The 20,311-nt window shown below is 39.5% G+C and carries 18 protein-coding genes; 14 read left to right on the top strand and 4 right to left on the bottom strand.

What is annotated here, in order from left to right; genetic code table 11:
* Window positions 1-33 precede the first annotated feature (33 nt).
* Window positions 34-1,857, top strand: a complete 1,824-nt coding sequence (gene lepA, locus MKZ26_RS05120) for a translation elongation factor 4 (protein WP_067208324.1) — start codon at window positions 34-36, stop codon at window positions 1,855-1,857.
* Window positions 1,858-1,939: 82 nt separating this feature from the next.
* On the opposite strand, the gene MKZ26_RS05115 is transcribed toward lepA, so the two are convergent.
* On the bottom strand, window positions 1,940-2,221 hold the full coding sequence (locus MKZ26_RS05115) for a hypothetical protein (protein ID WP_340764862.1): 282 nt from the start codon (window positions 2,219-2,221) through the stop codon (window positions 1,940-1,942).
* Window positions 2,222-2,686: 465 nt separating this feature from the next.
* Window positions 2,687-2,830, bottom strand: a complete 144-nt coding sequence (locus MKZ26_RS05110) for a YjcZ family sporulation protein (RefSeq protein ID WP_340764860.1) — start codon at window positions 2,828-2,830, stop codon at window positions 2,687-2,689.
* A gap of 448 nt (window positions 2,831-3,278) precedes the next feature.
* Here MKZ26_RS05110 and MKZ26_RS05105 point away from each other — a divergent pair, with 448 nt between their 5' ends.
* From MKZ26_RS05105 to MKZ26_RS05085, 6 genes are all read left to right on the top strand, one after another.
* Window positions 3,279-3,407: a hypothetical protein gene (locus MKZ26_RS05105; RefSeq protein ID WP_340764859.1), complete on the top strand. Its 129-nt coding sequence runs from the start codon at window positions 3,279-3,281 to the stop codon at window positions 3,405-3,407.
* Between the two features lie 281 nt (window positions 3,408-3,688).
* The gene (locus MKZ26_RS22315; protein ID WP_445683453.1) at window positions 3,689-4,000 is read left to right on the top strand and encodes a peptidoglycan recognition protein family protein; all 312 of its coding nucleotides are present in this window, start codon (window positions 3,689-3,691) and stop codon (window positions 3,998-4,000) included.
* A gap of 456 nt (window positions 4,001-4,456) precedes the next feature.
* Entirely contained in the window at window positions 4,457-4,906 is a 450-nt protein-coding gene (locus MKZ26_RS05100) for a DinB family protein (protein ID WP_340764857.1), read from the top strand.
* A 289-nt stretch (window positions 4,907-5,195) separates the two neighbouring features.
* Complete coding sequence (locus tag MKZ26_RS05095) at window positions 5,196-5,705, top strand: GNAT family N-acetyltransferase (protein ID WP_340764855.1); 510 nt, start codon at window positions 5,196-5,198, stop codon at window positions 5,703-5,705.
* A gap of 254 nt (window positions 5,706-5,959) precedes the next feature.
* Window positions 5,960-6,499, top strand: coding sequence for a DJ-1/PfpI family protein (locus MKZ26_RS05090; protein WP_340764853.1), 540 nt, complete (start codon window positions 5,960-5,962; stop codon window positions 6,497-6,499).
* A gap of 1,415 nt (window positions 6,500-7,914) precedes the next feature.
* Window positions 7,915-9,687, top strand: coding sequence for a hypothetical protein (locus MKZ26_RS05085; RefSeq protein WP_340764851.1), 1,773 nt, complete (start codon window positions 7,915-7,917; stop codon window positions 9,685-9,687).
* A gap of 642 nt (window positions 9,688-10,329) precedes the next feature.
* On the opposite strand, the gene MKZ26_RS05080 is transcribed toward MKZ26_RS05085, so the two are convergent.
* Window positions 10,330-10,557, bottom strand: coding sequence for a hypothetical protein (locus tag MKZ26_RS05080; protein WP_340764849.1), 228 nt, complete (start codon window positions 10,555-10,557; stop codon window positions 10,330-10,332).
* A gap of 167 nt (window positions 10,558-10,724) precedes the next feature.
* On the opposite strand from MKZ26_RS05080, the gene MKZ26_RS05075 reads away from it, so the two are divergent.
* Window positions 10,725-11,189, top strand: a complete 465-nt coding sequence (locus tag MKZ26_RS05075) for a GNAT family N-acetyltransferase (RefSeq protein ID WP_340764847.1) — start codon at window positions 10,725-10,727, stop codon at window positions 11,187-11,189.
* Between the two features lie 594 nt (window positions 11,190-11,783).
* Here the strand turns inward: MKZ26_RS05075 and norA are convergent.
* Entirely contained in the window at window positions 11,784-12,947 is a 1,164-nt protein-coding gene (gene norA, locus MKZ26_RS05070; protein ID WP_338652656.1) for a multidrug efflux MFS transporter NorA, read from the bottom strand.
* Window positions 12,948-13,274: 327 nt separating this feature from the next.
* Between norA and hemW the strand changes: the two genes are divergently transcribed.
* From hemW to prmA, 6 genes are all read left to right on the top strand, one after another.
* Window positions 13,275-14,408 (top strand): radical SAM family heme chaperone HemW, encoded by a 1,134-nt coding sequence (gene hemW / locus MKZ26_RS05065; RefSeq protein WP_340764844.1) that lies wholly within the window; start codon window positions 13,275-13,277, stop codon window positions 14,406-14,408.
* Window positions 14,409-14,503: 95 nt separating this feature from the next.
* Complete coding sequence (gene hrcA, locus MKZ26_RS05060; protein WP_067208344.1) at window positions 14,504-15,553, top strand: heat-inducible transcriptional repressor HrcA; 1,050 nt, start codon at window positions 14,504-14,506, stop codon at window positions 15,551-15,553.
* A complete protein-coding gene (gene grpE / locus MKZ26_RS05055; RefSeq protein WP_340764842.1) occupies window positions 15,553-16,128 on the top strand; it encodes a nucleotide exchange factor GrpE in 576 nt (191 codons plus the stop codon). Before hrcA ends, grpE begins: the two co-directional genes overlap by 1 nt.
* Window positions 16,129-16,161: 33 nt before the next feature.
* Complete coding sequence (dnaK, locus tag MKZ26_RS05050; protein ID WP_067208349.1) at window positions 16,162-17,988, top strand: molecular chaperone DnaK; 1,827 nt, start codon at window positions 16,162-16,164, stop codon at window positions 17,986-17,988.
* A 232-nt stretch (window positions 17,989-18,220) separates the two neighbouring features.
* On the top strand, window positions 18,221-19,348 hold the full coding sequence (dnaJ, locus tag MKZ26_RS05045) for a molecular chaperone DnaJ (RefSeq protein WP_187047503.1): 1,128 nt from the start codon (window positions 18,221-18,223) through the stop codon (window positions 19,346-19,348).
* A gap of 15 nt (window positions 19,349-19,363) precedes the next feature.
* Entirely contained in the window at window positions 19,364-20,308 is a 945-nt protein-coding gene (gene prmA, locus MKZ26_RS05040) for a 50S ribosomal protein L11 methyltransferase (protein ID WP_187047504.1), read from the top strand.
* Window positions 20,309-20,311 lie beyond the last annotated feature (3 nt).

Genomic DNA, 20,311 nt, shown 5'->3' with positions numbered 1-20,311 from the left:
AATTCATATAGCTAAAATAGGAGTGAACTGACTATGAATCATGAACAGAGAGCAGCACGTCAAAAGAATATCCGGAACTTTTCCATCATCGCTCATATCGATCACGGGAAATCAACATTGGCGGATCGTATTCTAGAACAAACCCAAACGTTAACAGCAAGAGAAATGAAGACACAAACGTTGGATTCGATGGATCTTGAAAGAGAACGCGGAATCACAATCAAATTGAATGCGGTGCAGTTGACGTATGCAGCTAAAGACGGGCAGGAATACACATTCCACCTGATCGATACGCCAGGACACGTCGACTTTACATACGAAGTGTCTCGAAGCCTTGCAGCTTGTGAAGGTGCAATCCTTGTTGTCGATGCGGCGCAAGGAATTGAAGCACAAACACTGGCAAACGTTTACTTGGCAATTGATAATGAGCTTGAAATTTTACCGGTTATCAATAAAATTGATTTACCCGCAGCAGATCCGGAACGTGTGAGAAAAGAAATTGAAGATGTTATTGGGCTGGACGCTTCAGAAGCAGTCCTTGCATCGGCAAAAGCAGGTATCGGAATCGTAGATATTTTGGAACAGATTGTAGAAAAGGTTCCAGCTCCACTGGGGGATCCGGATGCTCCGCTCCAAGCGCTTATTTTTGACTCGCATTATGACCCATACAAAGGGGTTATTGTTAATATTCGAATTATGCAAGGTACGGTTAAGCCAGGCGATAAGATTCACATGATGGCGACTGGTAAAGATTTCGAGGTACTTGAAACAGGTGTCTTCACACCAAAAATATCACCTCGAGATGAATTGACTGTCGGAGACGTTGGCTATTTATCAGCTTCGATTAAGAATGTTGGAGATACACGAGTTGGGGATACGATTACAAGCGTGAAAAACCCTGCAAGCGAACCGCTAGCTGGTTATCGCCGGATGAATCCGATGGTGTTCTGTGGACTATATCCAATTGATACATCAAAATATAATGAACTGCGTGATGCACTTGAGAAATTAGAATTGAATGACTCAGCACTTGAATTCGAAGCAGAAACATCACAAGCACTTGGTTTCGGTTACCGTTGTGGATTCCTTGGTCTCTTGCATATGGAGATTATTCAGGAACGGATTGAACGAGAATTCAATGTAGACTTGATCACAACAGCACCGAGTGTTATTTATAATGTCGTACTTACAGATGGTTCTGAAATGAAAGTGGACAACCCTGCAATGATGCCGGATGCACAAAAAGTCGATTATGTTGAAGAACCATATGTAAAAGCATCTATTATGGTGCCTAACGAATATGTCGGTTCTGTTATGGAACTGTGCCAGCATAAACGGGGGAACTTCATGACAATGGACTACCTGGATTCAACACGTGTCAATATCATTTATGAACTGCCACTTGCAGAAATCGTCTATGACTTCTTTGACCAATTGAAATCTGGTACGAAAGGGTATGCATCACTTGACTATGAACTGATTGGCTACAAACAATCGAAACTCGTCAAAATGGACATTCTCCTAAACGGCGAGCACGTCGATGCATTCAGTTTCATCGTCCACAAAGACTTCTCATATGATCGTGGAAAAGCGATTGTTGAAAAGTTACGTAAACTAATCCCAAGACAACAGTTTGAAGTGCCTGTACAGGCAGCTATCGGACAAAAGATTGTCGCACGTTCAACAATCAAGTCAATGGGTAAAAACGTTCTTGCTAAATGTTACGGCGGAGATATCTCCCGTAAACGTAAACTTCTTGATAAACAAAAAGAAGGTAAAAAACGTATGAAACAAGTAGGTTCGGTTGAAGTGCCTCAAGAAGCATTTATGGCTGTCTTGAAGATGGACGAGGATTAAACGTTGTAGGTATGAGGTTTGTTTTTTAGATAAATGAATGAAATAGAGTGTTTGCCACCATTTGAAAAAGTGTAGTGGCAAATTATTTAATGTCACACATAGCTTGTTCGAAAATATCTACTGACTCATTTTGCATTTTTCGTGTATTGTAGTTAATAACAGATGGCGTGACGATGCTTCCACATTCTTTCACGCATACATGATCTGATTCAGTATAGTGAGCACCGTATTTCAGCTTATTCTTTATAAGCCAAATGCGGTGTTTTTTTAATATATTCACTAAGGTTTGACCAATATGAATGTCTCTTTCCGAGGAAGCGGTCTTTGTTGAATCTAAAACCCAAACACCTTCTTTGTTAATCATTGCCTGTTCAATCCTTGGCTTACCTCTATCAGAATTTTTTGGGGATTTCACAATTGGAAAATTAGTTTCTTCGCGATTGAAGTCATGGATGAAGTTCCTTGAAGAGAAAGACATCACTACTTAAACGATGACTGAGGACGACAAAGGTAAGTAGATCCTCGTGAACAATGACACTGATGAAGTACAAAAAGCAAGGAAACCACTGCCGAAATACTTAAAAGTCGTGAAATAAAAAACTCACTTTCTAAGTTGTAACTTAGAGAGTGAGCAAAAAGTGGGGGTAACCCAATACTATATGTCACCACTATATCCTAAATGACTGGATTTTGTAGTGGGTGCTGTTTCCAGAGAAAAGTAGTACCCCGTACCAAATGGTATTCCCTCCTGGACTGTTGACTTATAAAGGGAAGGTACTGCTAATTCCTAACAGGGAGTGGAAACGAAATTTGGTAATCAACTCCAAACTCAACAGTCGTCTCCTCCGGTGTTTAAGAAACATGCGCCAACAATAATTAAAAGAATAAACAGAACGATTAGTAAGGCGAATCCTGAACCGAACCCTGATCGATTTTCAGGTCCGCAACCGTAGCCGTAACCTGCATAACCCATAAAGTACACCTCCTAAAACGAATTAATTCATTCTATGCCGGTAATTATCGATTGTCTGGTTCATTTGTTTAGTAAAAAAATATTCTTTATTCGCTGTAGGCACGATGAGCGAGTGTGAGAGAGAGCGCGCATGTGTACCTACAGCTCTTAAATAGTATATTCAAATATATAAAGAATGCTGGGGATTCAACTCAGAAAGAAATAAAAAATAGTAGGACCAAAATAACTGCCATTCACTGCAGGATAACGAGATTCATGTACCAACGGAAGAGTGAATCCATATGCCATCCATTCCAGAAAGAAAACAGCGCAGACAATAATTAGCTTCATTGCGATAAGCTCTTCTGAACTTACTAGCTGAACTTGAATCATTGAAAAAAGAGTTATGTGACAAGTGTAAGGGTGTCGGAAGTAATAATAAAAGCACGCTCATATATGTGGCTACCGGGTGGCTGATCACACACGTGAAATCGGTCAGGAGTTATTGGTTTCAATAATTGAATGTTATGAAGCAGAAGTGCAAGTGAAAAAAGTGGCGAGGAAAGAACCTGCTGAAATTACCGAAGAAGCGGTATGACGTATGTAGCGGTTACGAAGGAGATAGGTGTGATTTTGCAACAACTCACTAATCGTCGTCAAGACTGGGATTTGCAAAAGTAAGGGAGCAGCACCAGGAGTGGAATCATCATTCCAAAATCTCGTTTTTATCCGGTCTTGTATCCCATTTGTGGTTTAGCAATCTCCACAAATTACGAAAAAGGAATGTCAGGTAAGGTAACTAGAGAAGGTGCTTAAAAGATCATTTATACGACGTAGCGCCATCTATGACTCGCAACAACACAATTTTAGGCTTTTCGCATATCCATTGATGACAAGCAAGCTGTACAAGCCATTCCTTTTACACATAGTACTTATCATGCAAGGGATGGTAAGGGTAAAGGCAATAGAGGAACCATCGGAATTGAAATATATTACAGCGAAAGTGGTGGACAGAAGTATGTAGCTGCAGAAGAAAATACTGTTGAATACGTCGCTCACGTCTTGAAGCTATACGGATGGGGAATTGATCGTGTGAAATGGCATCGTGATCGGAGTGGCAAGAAATGTCCACATAGGATCAACGGTGAGGAACATACTCAGACTGTTAAAGTTGTATTGCTAAGCTCTTGACCGAACTTAATAATCCGAAACCGCTGAGTTTATTGAAAATAGCAACGGTAAGTTTGAAGTAATAGAAATAGAGGGGGTATTAACTTCTATAAATATTCCTAATAAAAAATTCGGATTAACTTCCGATGAACATAGGAAAATACAGGTCAGTATGTCTAAAAGTTTAAGGGACGCTTTAAAAGACTCTTTTGTGCAACAATTTAAGGTGCCGGGTAAAATCGACACACAAATTGAAAGGAAAATAATTAATAATTACTTGGAAGAAGAACATTCGACAAAAAATAAGTTGATATCTTTTACTCAGGAAAAAGCATCTCTCGCGAGGGGCTTTTTTGTTTGTCGAATTAAAGAGGTATTCGTATGGATAAGGACGAATATAGAACGATGTTCTGTTCTTGTTCAACAAGTACAATTGGATTCTGGGAGTTAAATAATATTTTCTTACGGAGGAAAAAAATGAATAAAACACTAATCCAATTCGAAAAAACCATTGATGACATTTCGAAATTAAAAGAAATACAAGAATCTCAGCTACTTGAACCTATTAGTAAGGAAAAATGGTCGATTAGAGAAATTATAGGGCATTTATATTATTGGGATAAGTATAATTTGGAAATAATGGTTCCGAAAATGAAAAATGGAGCAACCTTGCCAGAGTATCCAAACCATGATCAACATAATGCGGAAGCAATATCATTTCTAAGAGGCCAATCAGTAAAATCTATTATAAGTGCTTTCGTTGTAACACGAAAAGAACTTATCGAAAGTATCTCAAAAGAAGAGGATAATGTTAGATTTACAATTGGAAAAGGCAAACGACAGTTCACAGTAGAATGTTTTATAAAAATTTTTTTAAAACATGATATTCACCACTTACAACAAATAAATGAAAAATTAAATAATTAGACTGTTTCCTAATCTAAACCTTGTTGCACCAAAGGGTGATTTAGTTGGACAACGGGGACCGTCTATTGACGGTCCCCGTTGTCCAGTTGTCTGTGGAAGAGTTAAATAAGAACTGCCAGAGATTTGATTCTGGGTAGGTCGCTTTTTTGTATGTCGAAATAGAGAGGTATTCATATTTATAAGATCGAATAGGGAACAAAGCTCAGTTCTTCTTTAATTGACGGGGCAGTTTAGTCAATAAATGTTATATTTAATAGTGGTGGTTAATTATTCGAAAGGAGAATTAATTATGATACATATTATAAAAGCCAAACCTAATCATGTTGAGGGAATATCAAAAGTATGTAGTGATGGTTATTGGGCGACATACAGCGAAACACATTCTGAAATGTACATTAAAGGAATAATTAAAGAGTTTTATAATCATGAAAGAATACTAAAAGAGGTTTTAGAAATCAGTAAGGAATGGGGAGGATATTTTGTTGCAATAGAAGGGAACGAAGTGATTGGGGCTGGTGGAGGTGGTATGATTGAGGATACCTCTGGAGAAGTTTTTGTATTGTATCTAAATCCTGCTAGACGTAACGAAGGTATTGGTACAATGATATTAGATGCTATTACCAAACAACAAAAAGAAGAGCTTAATGCAACGGAACAATGGGTTTCCGTTGCGAAGGAAAATCAAAAAGGAATTCCTTTCTATGAGGCAAAAGGATTTATTTTTAATCATGAACTTGTTGGACATGGAATTGTTGTTGGAGAAAGATATACTTCATTGAGATATTGCCGAAAGATTTAATGTTTTTTAAAACAAACTTCTTTTTCTTACTTTAATTAAAGGGAGAATTGGGGGATGACGACTTTCGTGAACCGGAGTTGTATTCACCTGTTGTGTATTGCGTATACGAACCCGTTCAACGATCAAATAGATGGTTTTATGGTTTGATCTCATGTAGCCAAACCTTCTCCTCCTTCACCAAACTTGCCCGTTGGTTGAAGGAGGAAAGTGGACTTTTTATGGTTAAGTAGAGATATTAAGTAGGAGGAATCTTAGTGAAAAAAACAGCTGTTTTATTGTATCCACAGTTCAGTGAGTATGAACTAACTGTAGCCTTATCTATATTAATGCAAGGAAAAAAACAAGTTGTTACCGTTGGATTAAACAAACAACCGATAAAGGGGGAGTCAGGGTTATCTTGTGTAGCTGACGCTACTGTTGATGAAATTAATTTCGAAGAAATAGATAGCCTCTTATTACCAGGTTGTATGGATATTATGTCGCTACATGAAGAAGAAAGAATAGTTGATTTCATTAAACAAATAGTTACTAAAGAAACGGTGATTGCAAGTATATCTAGCTCTCCATTCTTATTAGCAAAAGCAGGTGTTTTAGGAGATAAAAAATATACTGTAGGGATTACAAAAGAAAACATAGAAAGATCCGGTGTATTTAACCTGGGGAATTATTCAGAACAGATTGTAGTACAGGATGGAAACATAATTACAGCTAGAGGAAGAGGATTTGTTAGATTTGGAGAATATTTAGGGAAAGCATTAAACCTGGAATTTGATGAAAGATGGTATCAAGAATAATGTAATTGGGTTTTTAACTAACGGTTGCTTTAGTTCAATTATCAAAAAAAGATGGGGAAATCCCGCCGCATTATGCGATTTCATTCTGGTAACGCCAAAAAGAACGACTATTATTTTTTTATCCTTTTATAATTTTAGTCTAAACCTTGTTCAATTAAAGGAGGGAAGTAATTGAAACGTATTCTTCTTATCATATTGGCTGTAATGGCTGTATTGATTATAATGTATTTTTTAACTACTACAACACCTTAATTTTAGGTATAGGAACATTATTGAAATTGGAGATTATGCAACTGACGCGTGCTCCTGTTGTCTATGGAAAGGTTAAATAAGACCAAAGCAAAAGTGGTTCCTCCTTAGATTAGATTGTGGAAGGCCGCTTCATTTGTCATTAGAAATAAAATTACTCAAAGAAGAGTCGCATATTCCAAGATTCCCTCTATTGTAATTTGACATACATTACAGTTTCCAAGATCTCCGGGTTTGTATACAGTAAAACATTCAAGTCAGATGGTATTACGTTTTTCTTCGTACATGGGATAGCCTAGCGCAGCTTCGTGTGTATCTAAAATAGCCCCGTTCCGATAGAAACCCGCTCAATCGGATTATATTACTTTGATAAGGTGGATAGTAGCCTACAATGACTTCCACGTTTTAGGTACCTAAAACGCGATGTTCCTTTAAGAATTTGCGTTAGTCGGCTACTATTTTCAGGTCCACTATCCGCAATGATGATAAATGTGTCGTAGGATTGATCCTTATATTTAAGACAGTAGGCTTATATAATTTACCATGAATTCCTTCGTGGCCCTCGACTTACTGGTGACAATCAATCACAAAATGGTGGTGTTAGGAAGTGGTAATCAATGAATAGATTCATTGATGGAGAGGAAAGGGCATTGAAATTAACGGGAAAATTATTACTATAGAACTACTTTGCTTGTAAAATTGTTCGATTTTACAAGCAAAGTAGTTTGGAGTTTAATGCTTTATGGAATTATATTGCCATCGTTTAAATAAATTTATCTAAAAAAGCAGCTCTCACGAGGTGTTTTTTATTTACTTGCAATACGAACGTATATTCTGTATTGTGGGTAAAAAGGAGATGAAGGTTGCATGCCGATTGCGAAGGACAGAGTAGAAGTTGACTAGGATCTGATTAGAGAGTACTTTAATGGAAAAATGGACGAGGCTAAACGCGAGGTTTTGGGATATCAATGAAATGTCAAAACGGTTGTGTATGGGCAGAGCATTCCAAGAAGAATTTCTACACGATCCACGAATGAAATTACTACAACGTCAAAAGGAAAGTGATTTTAGTTCTACGAGCCATCGTTGAAAGTAATTAAGTTCAATATAAACAAGCAATGGACTTTATCTTCTGAAAATATATATAGAATTGGAGAGATTTTATTTTGACATATTTTGAAACAGCTGCAGAGTCACGTAAAGTATTCGATGAACAATTTGAAAAAGGCTTTTCACCGTTGCAGGCTCGTCATGAACAAGCTGGTATTTTTAAATCACGTTTAAACGAAACTGGATTTTTTGCTTTGACCCTACAACGTATCGGTCATCAATTAATTTTCCTAACAGCTTTATACGAAAAAACTACTGATAAGGGAACAAAATCCGGGGTCCTTCAAGAGATTGAAGCCATTATTAATGGTGAAACTGTCTCTGGTGTAGGATCACATGTTGGGACTAAGTCTTATACTTTCATTACTCTAGCGCCTACTATCACTGGCTATACTAAAAACACAAGCGGTGTTACGGGTTCGAAAGAAATAGTCAATGGAGTATCTACAAGCAATAAGTACTCTTCAACTCCGACGGTTTCAGATGGTGTTATTGAACCGACGTTAGATAACTACTCAAAAGATCTTGGTTATATTGATGGTGGATTTGAAACAGATCCGGGATTTGGTCTTATTTTAGTGGGATATACGAACATCTTAGCTAATTTAACTTTACTATCATCCCTAGACCCTACAGCCCGAACTCATGTAGAAGAAGGGGCAAAAATCATGTTCCAAAAGCTCGCAATTTATTATGCTCAAAACCCTAAATTTACCGAGAAAAATCAAGCTACTTCTGACTTTGATTTTACACATACTACTATTGCTCGTTTAGCAGAGAACTACGGATCTTCTGACTTACAAATCTTCGATATTGGTATTGCTACAGATCTTTCTACAACTGAAGGTTTCAAAGCAGCAACTGGTGTACTAAACACGATCTACACGCACATTGCTTCATTGGCTTATTATTTAGCAGTTGGACTAGGAAAATCAAAGTCACAACTCAAGACTATTGAAACATCTGAACTGTTAAGTGGAATTTCTACAAACTCACCATTGCGTACTGGTCAATTAAATCAATACTTCGAACAATTCCCTGACTACCTTAACAAAATCGGAAATCCAACAACTTTCAGCTCGATCACCGGTCTTGCTCTTGGGGTTGGTGGTGTAAGTCAAACGTTCGCTCTTATTTCTTCTCAAATATCTGAGGCTCGTCTTACTGAACTTGGTGTATCTTCTGTTTCTCAGTTGAACGCTTCAAGTACTACCGATGGGAATACTTATTACTCTCAAGATCATATGAGAGGCTACTTAGGCTCAAATGGTTACGATTCATACGTGTCTATGGCATTAGTATGGTTGTCACATGCATCTGGAACCGAAACTGTAACTGATCGATATGCTACTGCACCTCAATTAAGTGGGACTGCTTTCACAGTTGCCAAACAGCTTGGTCATGAGTACCGTCGAAAGCTAAGTAACACAACACTTAACAATCCTATCGCAATGCATCATGCATCTAAGTCTGATGATGGTTTAGCATTAACAGCTTATCTTGGTCAGTTCCAAAACTACATTAAGAATGCAAGTGCAACAGAAACTAATGGACTTTATCCAACATTCGTTGATTTTGTCGATAGAGTTAATTTAGATAATCCAGAGCCAACTGGTTTCTTATACTCATTTGCATCTAATGGTGATGCTGATTTATTCAAAGAAATCAATGATCGTGTAATTGCAACTGGTGAATTCAACAACTTACATAACACACCTGCTAATATTTCTGCAGTTCGAGGTTATATCCGGATTTCTCCTAAAACTTCTCATCGAGGTATTCATGGTTTAGCCGGATTACTAGAAAGAGGACTCACATCAAATTGCTAAGAGTGTTTATAGCGGATACCTTATTTGACACAGGCTATTGAATGGAAAGGTGGTCCGCTAAGCTGAGAGATATTAATGAGGTAGGGAAATCCTTGAAAGATACAAAACCTAGTTGGTTTGATATTGATTAATAAATGGAACCTCTTTAAGAGAATGAAAGAATTGCAGATTAATTTCCAAGGGGTACTGAATATTGATACAACGGAACTATCGGAATTGTAATCAGTGGCTGTAAGGCCCAGGTGCAGAGAATCCTCCACATGCTAATAAGACGCATAAAGAGAAAGGTGACTCCGTGTTAATTGGGATGAGGGGGGATTTTGAAAGATGATGTATACTAATCTGCAATTTAGTACAGATTCTTGCAACTGAGGAGGAGAAGACTGTAGAAATTAATCAAAAGAGATGATTGAAAAGGTCTTCCTGATGCTTATGCATGCTAGTTAGTCAAGAAGAGTACCAGGGCAAGAGGTAAGTCAAAAGAACAGCTGGTTGGTAAGGAAGGGGCTGAATTGATAGGGACTAATCAACAGACGTACAAGCTTGGTAATTCGTAGACGATAATTAGGGGAGGATTTATGACTGAAAAGCAGATTGAGCAGTTGTAGTTCCATACATTCCATTTAGCTGATTCCGCTGCTATTAATTTACTAAAGTAGTTTTTTCTCTCTCTTCTATATCTGCGGGCTTAGTCGGAGTATCGGATAGGTTGACTACTACGAACATTACTACAAATGCGATACCTAAAAAATTCAACTGCTGTTTGCGCAGCACCTTGTTCTTTTTTACTATGGCAATAATAGTTTGTATGAAAAAGTGGAAAAATGCAAACGCCGATAATAAAGTGATGAGTGAAAGTATACTATCCAAATAGACTACTCCTCCTATTTGATAGTAGATGTTAATTTTCTCATTTTTAAAGAATGTTGCGATGTATCTGTACTAATAAAAATTGTATAATGAAAGTAAAGATGGCGATATGTGTACCCCATAATCATTATATTTAACTATAGGTCGCCGGAGTGGGAGGAAAACAAGTGGTTATTTTAAAATCAATGAATAAACAGGAATTTCAGCAGTATATTAGTAGTGCAATTGATGACTATGCAAAAGACAAGGTCGCTTCTGGAAATTGGAAGGAAGATGAGGCGATTGATTTATCTAAGCAGTCATTTGATGATCTGTTGCCAAAAGATGAGAAATCCGAACTTAATTATTTATTCTCTATCTTTAACGCCGAACAGATTGTCGGAATGATTTGGATCGCACAAAAATCACCTACAAATAACGATGAAGGTTTTATCTATGATTTTAATATTTTTGAGCAATATCAAGGATTGGGATACGGTAAGGAAGCAATGCGAGAACTTGAATGTATTGCAAGGGATTTAGGAATGAAAAAGATTGGACTTCATGTTTTTGGTCATAACAAAACTGCGCGAGGATTATACGAAAAGTTGGGCTACGAAATTACAAATATAACGATGGAAAAGTTAATTTAAAGTAGTTAGTATATAGCGTATAAAGGGACCTCCATAGTCATTAACAAAAGAGATCCATCCACAGATTTTATAGTGGATGGGTCTCTTTTTCTTGAGTCAAGACACAGTCACCTTTTTAGTGGTATTCACATGGTTCACTTTTCTCTAACAAAATAAACAAGAGTTGGAAATAAAAAAACTCGCTTGCACCAGATGGTTCGTCCAATCATTGCGCGAACTCGTCCATATAATACGTAGAAGGCTGGCCAGCTTTAAAGAACAACAAAGGGGGGATAGAATATGTGTTTTGAAAATCAAAATCGAAATCGAAATCGGCGGGTAGAGTTGATTTGTGAATGTCGTGAAGTAAGGTCTGATCGTGATAATAAACATCATTGTGACCGTAATCGTGACCGCGACGATAAGTTGAAATGTAACTGTAAAGAATCTCGTCGCAAACGTTGTAATTTTGGCTGGTAAACGTAGTAGAGATTAAAAGATGAAATAAAGAAAATCCTGATGCGAACAAGAATTTTTATGCAAAAGGTGACCATTCCATACGGAACGGTCACCTTTTGCGTTTGTTTTGTACTAAAGAAATACACTTCATGCAATTTATAACGTTATATGCTTCGGCTTCTTCCAAAATAGTGCAATAATCGTACCGATTGCTAATACGATTGCGGCAAAATAGTATGGGTAGTTTAAGTCGATGTCAAATAACACACCTCCGATGATCGGGCCAAAGATATTGCCAATACTGGTGAAGGTTGAGTTCATACCGCCAATAAAGCCTTGTTCATTGCCCGCAATTTTAGATAAATAGGATGTAATAGCTGGGCGTATTAAATCGAATCCAACAAAGAGGAAGAATGTTGTCAGTAATATTGTGAAGTACGAGCTCACGAAGGTCATCAATAGGACTAGAATCGCTGATACAGCTAAGCTGTAGCGAATAAGATTAATTTCGCCTATGCTTTTTGATAAGCGATCGAAGAGCAATAGTTGCGCAAGAGCACCGACAATTCCGCTACCCGTGATGACGATGGCGATATCTTTTGGCGTGAAGCCGAATTTATGGTCGACGAATAAGCTGAAAAATGATTCAAACGCTGCAAGGCCAAACGACAAAACGAAAATTAAAATGAAAGCAATAGCGTACATTGGGATGAAGAGCCGACGAAACCCTGTCTTTTGTCCTGGGATAGGCGCATCTTCAGCCACGCGTTCGGGTTCTGTTAATAAAATAAGTGAAAGAATCGCAGCAACCGCTCCGAGTACACCGGCCGAATAGAATGGTACACGTGTACCAATTTCAGCTAAAAATCCACCAATCCCAGGTCCGATAATAAAGCCAGTGCTAATAGCAGCGGACATATAGCCAATTGCCTTTGGTCTTGTGGCGTTCGTTGTAATATCTGCGATAAAGGCTGTTACAGCGGGCATAATGAATGCCGCACTGACCCCGCCGAGCATGCGCGAGATAAATAATACCTCAACCGATTTACCAAACCCGAATAAAAACTCCGAGAAACCAAATACAAACAGGCCGAGCACAATCATAATTTTGCGACCGTATTTGTCAGCCCATCGCCCGGCAAACGGTGAGACGATAAGTTGTGTAATCGCAAATGCCGCCATCATGTAGCCAACGACCGTACCGTTAATGTTTAGCTCATTCATGATCGTAGGAAGAACGGGAATAACGAGCCCGATACCAAGAAAGGCGATAAATAAATTCAGTAATAAGATAGCTAATGTGACTTTTTGATTTTTCATAAACAAAACTCCTCTACATTTAAGTTGCTATAAACCACTTCTTTCGATTGATTTTATAACGATTACAATTGGTATCTATATATGTTGAAGTGATGGGTAGTCGTGTACGGGATTTAAGCTTTGTGTGACACATCATAATGCTGTATGATACAAGTTAGTACATCCAATTAGCAAGAAGTATTTATTGCTATCTTGGAGATGGACGAGGATTAATAAATGAAGAAGGGGGCGTCGAGCCCTCTTCTTTTCCATGTATGGACTCTAAGGCCTAGGGTTCGGGATCATAAGCCCTGAACAAGGCGTTAACTAAAGGAAGGAAGTGACGGTATGAGGGGTATGTATATCCACATTCCGTTTTGCCACCAAATTTGTCATTACTGTGATTTTAATAAAGTGTTTTTCAAAAATCAGCCTGTCGATGAATATATCGAATCAATGGGTCAGGAACTGGCGATCATGCGGCAGGAAGGTATTTCATTTAAAGAAGTGGAAACGGTATTCTTAGGAGGCGGCACACCAACTTCGCTGTCTGAAAAACAGCTTGAACGGTTGCTTGAAATCATCCATGAATATGTAGATGTCAGTTCATTGAAAGAGTTTTCGACGGAAGCAAATCCGGACGAGCTAACATTCGGCAAATTGATTGTCCTGAAAAATGGCGGCGTGGATCGATTGAGCATCGGTGTTCAGTCATTCGACGCAGAATTATTGACAAAAATCGGTAGGACGCACGGTCCAGACGACGCTGCACGTGTTGTAGGAGAAGCGAGAAAAGCCGGATTTGATAATATAAGTATCGACCTAATTTACGGGTTGCCGGGGCAAACAATCGCGCAATGGCAGGATACTCTTAATAAAGCACTTGCCCTCGATCTACCCCATTATTCAGGGTACTCGTTGATTGTCGAGCCAAAAACAGTCTTTTATAATTTGATGAATAAAGGCAAATTGCCACTCCCAGGCGAAGACATGGAAACGGAAATGTTCACGATGTTAATCGAACAGATGGAGCGCAAAGGACGCAAACGTTACGAAATTAGTAATTTTGCAACTCCAGGTCACGAATCAATCCATAATCTCATCTATTGGGAAAATGCTACGTACGCTGGTGTTGGTGCAGGCGCACATGGTTATGTAGATGGCACCCGATATTCCAATATCGGACCAATTGCGAAATATATGGAGAAAACAGCATTGGGCGAACGACCCGTCCAACAGACACATGTAGTTACTGCAATCGAAGCAATGGAAGAGGAGATGTTTCTTGGCCTACGCAAATCAAATGGTGTATCCATCTCTTTATTCCAAGAGAAGTTCGGACAGTCACTTGAAGAGGTTTACGGGGAAACGTTACACTCGCTTATTAAAGATGGACTTGTCGAGCGATTGGATGATGCGGTTAAGTTAACGCACCGTGGTGTTTATAGAGGAAACGATGTATTTCAGCAATTTCTTAAATAATCCAGAGTCAATTCGTTGACACTTCGATCTGCATTTGTTAAATTATCAGTAGTATTAGCACTCGCAGTTATAGAGTGCTAACAGGAGTGATGACTATGTTGACGAACAGACAATTGCTTATATTGCAACTGACGGTTGACGATTTCATCGAATCCGCACAACCTGTCGGATCGAGGCAGCTATCCAAAAAGCCGGAAGCACCATTTAGTCCTGCGACAATACGGAACGAAATGGCTGACCTAGAAGAAATGGGTTATCTTGAAAAGACCCACACTTCATCCGGCAGAATACCATCTGAAAAAGGGTACAGGTTTTATGTAGATAATCTATTAACAAAAGAAAAGTTGAACACAGAAGACAGTATTCACCTGCGTTCGGTTTTTCGGGAAAAAATTGTGGAGACTGAAGAGTTAATACGAAAGTCAGCGACAATTTTGTCTGATTTGACGAATTACACGTCGATTCTCCTCGGCCCCGATACATCGCTACATGCAGTGAAGCGTTTTTCAATCGTTCCACTAGATGAGAAGACAGCTGTCGCTATTATTGTCACGGACAATGGACGTGTTGAGAATAGACTCTTCAATGTACCGGAAGGCTTCACCGCGTCAGATATTGAGAAAATGGTAAACATTCTGAACGAGCGGCTCATTGGTACTCCGCTTGTCCATATTCAGAAGATACTTGCTCAGGAGACACAAATGGTGCTGGAACGTCATATCCACCATGCAGGCGACTTGTTCGCTTCATTCCAACGGGCGATTTCAATCGAACCGGAAGAACGGCTGTTTTTTGGCGGCAAAATGAATATGATGAAGCAACCCGAATTCAATGATATTCACAAGATGAAAACATTTTTTGAATTAATGGACAAGGGCGCACCAGCAATGACGTTTTTTCAGGAAGGTATGACAGGAATTCATGTCCGCATCGGTTCTGAAAATAATCACAATGCGATGGAAGATTGTAGTGTGATTACAGCGACATATTCGGCCGGCGACAATATGACGGGTTCCATCGCTATCATCGGACCTAAACGGATGGATTATGCAAGAGTTATCACGATGCTTGATTTAATGAGCAGTGATTTGTCCAGAGAATTGGCGAGACTGACAATCGGCGGAACAGCAGGGAGGAACGACTAATGACAAATGTAAACGACGAATTTAAAGAGAACGAAGAAGTAGTGATGGAAACGCCCGATAATACAGACGACATCATCGAATCAGTTGAAGATACTGAGGAGATTGAAATCGTTGAAAATGGGGAAGAGACTATTGTGCAAGAACTTACTGAAAAGCTACAAGAAGAAGAGAATAAACGACTTCGACTTCTAGCAGATTATGAAAACTTCAAGAGACGGGCTTCGCTTGATAAAGAAGCGCTACAGAAGTATCGTGCACAGAACGTCGTGACGAATCTAATACCAGTTCTTGATAACTTTGCACGGGCACTTACTGTGGAAGCGACAACTGAAGAGGCTCAAACGATGATGACGGGATTAGATATGATTTATCGTACATTCCTTCAAGCCCTTGAAGATGAAGGTCTTGTTGAAATCCAAGCGCTGGATCAGGAGTTTGATCCGAATTTCCATCAAGCAATTATGACGGGTTCAGATGAAGACAAACCAGCAGGCATCGTACTTGAACAAATGCAAGCTGGTTATATGTTGAAAGATCGTGTATTAAGACCAGCAATGGTTAAAGTAAACGAATAAAAAATGTAGCATATATATAGGAGGAATTTGATTATGAGCAAAATTATCGGTATTGACTTAGGGACAACAAACTCAGTAGTAGCAATTTATGAAGGCGGAGAGCCTAAAGTTATTCCAAATCCGGAAGGTAACCGTACAACTCCATCAGTCGTTGCTTTCAAAAACGGCGAACGTCAAGTCGGAGAAGTAGCAAAACGTCAATCAATCACAAACCCAAACACAATCATGTCTGTAAAACGACATATGGGAACAGATTTCAAAGTGAAAGCAGAAGACACTGAATATACACCTCAAGAAGTTTCAGCAATGATTCTTCAGTATTTGAAGGGTTATGCAGAAGAGTATCTCGGAGAAAAAGTAACGAAAGCAGTTATTACAGTTCCTGCTTACTTCAGCGATGCACAGCGCCAAGCAACACAAGATGCTGGTAGAATTGCAGGCCTTGAAGTTGAACGTATCATCAACGAGCCGACAGCAGCTGCACTGGCATACGGCCTTGATAAAACGGACGAAGACGAAACTATTCTTGTTTATGACCTTGGTGGCGGTACGTTCGACGTATCAATCCTAGAACTTGGCGACGGTGTATTCCAAGTTAAATCGACGGCGGGCGATAACAAGCTTGGCGGAGACGACTTTGACGATGTTATCATCGACTTCCTTGTTCAAGAATTCAAAAAAGACAATGGCGTTGACTTATCGAAAGATAAAATGGCGATGCAACGTTTGAAAGATGCTGCTGAAAAAGCGAAAAAAGACCTTTCAGGCGTAACAACTTCACAAATCTCATTGCCTTTCATTACAGCAGGAGATGCAGGTCCACTTCACCTTGAAGTTTCACTTTCACGTGCGAAATTCGATGAATTGACTGCTCACCTTGTTGAACGTTCAATGGTACCAACTCGTCAGGCCATGAAAGATGCTGGTCTTACTGCATCTGAGATTGACAAAGTAATTCTTGTTGGTGGATCGACTCGTATTCCTTCAGTTCAAGAAGCAATCAAGAAAGAAACGGGTAAAGAGCCATATAAAGGTGTTAACCCGGATGAAGTAGTTGCACTTGGTGCAGCTGTTCAAGGTTCAATCTTAAGTGGAGACGTTACAGACGTTGTACTTCTAGACGTAACACCTCTATCACTTGGTATTGAAACAATGGGTAACGTGTTCACTAAACTAATCGAACGTAATACGACAATCCCGACTAGCAAATCACAAGTATTCTCAACAGCGGCTGATAGCCAGCCAGCGGTTGATATTCACGTATTGCAAGGGGAGCGTCCAATGTCCGCGGACAACAAAACGCTTGGTCGTTTCCAATTGACGGACATTCCGCCAGCACCACGTGGTGTTCCACAAATCGAAGTAACATTCGATATTGATAAAAACGGTATTGTTACTGTTAAAGCGAAAGATCTTGGAACACAAAAAGAACATAATATTACAATTCAAGCAAGCTCAGGTCTAACTGACGAAGAAATCGAACGTATGGTGAAAGATGCTGAAGCAAATGCTGAAGCGGACCAAAAGCGTAAAGAAGAAGCGGACTTGAAAAATGAAGCGGACCAACTTGTATTCATGGCTGAAAAGACATTGAAAGATCTTGAAGGAAAAGTTTCAGAAGAAGAAGTGAAAAGTGTCGAAGAAGCAAAAGAAGAGTTGAAAACTGCGCTCGAAGCTGCTGACTTTGACGAAATTCGTACTAAAAAAGAAAAATTGGATGAAATTGTCCAACAGATGACTATGAAGTTGTATGAACAAGCTGCAGCTGAATCTGCTGAAGGCGCTGAAAACGCAGGCGAACCTAAAGACGACGATATAGTCGACGCAGATTTTGAAGATGTAATCGACGAGAAAAAGTAAATAAGAATGATCGTTGACGGAAAAGTCAAAGTCCGATATTCCGGCTTTGGCTTTTCCGATTTTTATTGTGCGTTCTATACTTCAGTACCTAGCTTCAGTCTAGTCTTTAATGGCAAAGAATGCCTTTAAATTCAAGCCTTCTAGCGCTTTTTCAGGCTGAACAGGCGCTTACGCTTTTCAGTTTTTAATGATACAATAGATGATATTCAAAGTATTTCGGGAGAGTGAAGTAATGAGTAAAAGAGATTATTATGACGTGCTTGGAATAACAAAATCGGCATCAAAAGATGAGATTAGGAAAGCGTATCGTTCGCTTTCAAAAAAATATCATCCAGACTTGAACAAAGCAGATGATGCAGTTGATAAGTTTAAAGAAGTGACCGAAGCATATGAAGTGCTGAGCGACGATTCGAAAAAAGCGAATTATGATCAATTCGGACATACGGATCCGAATCAAGGATTTGGTGGTTTTGGTGGCGGAGGCGGCGGAGCTGATGGATTCGGCTTCGATGATATATTCAGTTCGTTTTTCGGTGGAAATACACGACGACGTGATCCAAATGCACCTAGAAAAGGCGACGATCTACAGTATTCGATGAACATTGATTTCATGGAAGCTGTTTTCGGTAAGGAAACGGAAGTTGAAATACCGAAAGAAGAAGACTGTGATACTTGTGATGGGTCAGGCGCTAAAAAAGGGACTAAACCTAAGACGTGTACACATTGTGGCGGCTCGGGTCAAATCAGCGTTACGCAAAACACGCCACTTGGCCAAATGGTTAATCGTCGAGCGTGTCAGCATTGTCAAGGAACTGGGAAAATAATACCTGAGAAATGTTCGACTTGTCACGGAGCAGGTAAAGTGACGAAAAGGAAGAAAATTAAAGTAACGATTCCTGAGGGGGTCGATGATGGACAACAGCTTCGGGTATCTGGACAGGGAGAACCTGGTCATAAAGGTGGACCTGCGGGCGACTTATATATCGTATTCCGCGTCAGGGCTCATGAGAAATTTATCCGTGAAGACGACGACATTTATTTGGAACTCAACCTTTCCTTCCCGCAAGCTTCACTCGGTGATGAGATTGAAGTGCCAACTGTACAAGGCAATGTGAATTTGAAAATCCCTGCAGGCACACAAACAGGAACACGGTTCCGCTTAAAAGGTAAAGGTGTTAAAAACGTTCATGGCCGCGGTATTGGAGATCAGCATGTTGTTGTGAAAGTGTTGACGCCTAAAAAGATGACAGAAAAACAGAAAGAACTGATGCGTGAATTTGCGGCAATTAGCGGCGATTCGCTTGACGAGTATTCAAGTTCACTGTTCGATAAAATCAAACGTTCAATTAAAGGCGACTGAAAGGGATGAATTCATTTGAAGTGGTCGGAAATTTCTATTCATACGACGCATGAAGCAACTGAAGCAGTAGCGAATATTTTACACGAAGCAGGTGCAAGTGGAGTCGTTATCGAAGATTCAGCAGATCCAAGTCGAATCCACGAAGACCGGTTCGGTGAAATATGGGCACTCGACAAGAACGATTTCCCAGTAGATGGCGTTATCTTAAAAGCCTATTTACCAGTCACTACTTTTCTTATTGAAACGGTGAAAGATATCGACCAATCTATCAAAGGTTTATCGGAATTCGGAATAGACGCAGGGGAAAATGCCATTCAGACAAATGAAGTCGATGAGGAAGATTGGGCAACTGCCTGGAAAAAATACTATCATCCTGTCAAAATTTCTGGACGCTTTACAATTGTACCGACATGGGAAGAATATGAACCTGTTGAATCAGATGAATTGATTATTGAACTTGATCCTGGCATGGCGTTTGGAACGGGCACACATCCTACAACGGTAATGTGTTTACAAGCGCTTGAGAAATACGTCAAGCCGGGAGACACAGTTGTTGACGTGGGAACAGGTTCAGGCGTGTTATCTATCGGGGCAGCACTTCTAGGTGCTTCACGTGTCCACGCACTTGATTTGGACCAGGTTGCAGTTGTAGCTGCAAAAGAAAACATTGAGCTGAATCATGTTGAAGAAACAGTGGAAGTGAAGCACGGCAATCTTCTGGATTCTGTAAAAGAGCCGGCTGAAATCATCATCGCGAATATCCTTGCAGAAGTTATCATTTCCTTTTCGCAAGATGCGTATTCAATTTTACCGGAAAATGGCTTGTTTATTGTTTCGGGAATCATTGGACAAAAACGTGATCTAGTAAAAGACGACCTAATCAGCAAAGGATTTGAGATTGTCGAATCTGTACTTATGGAAGACTGGGTTGCTATCATCGCTCAAAAAAGGAGCGTGTAACGA

Origin of the sequence: Sporosarcina sp. FSL K6-6792 (assembly GCF_038004885.1) — a bacterium.
GTDB lineage: Bacteria > Bacillota > Bacilli > Bacillales_A > Planococcaceae > Sporosarcina > Sporosarcina psychrophila.
The sequence above is the reverse complement of the archived record's forward strand: the minus strand, read 5'-3'. Positions and strand labels throughout refer to the sequence as shown.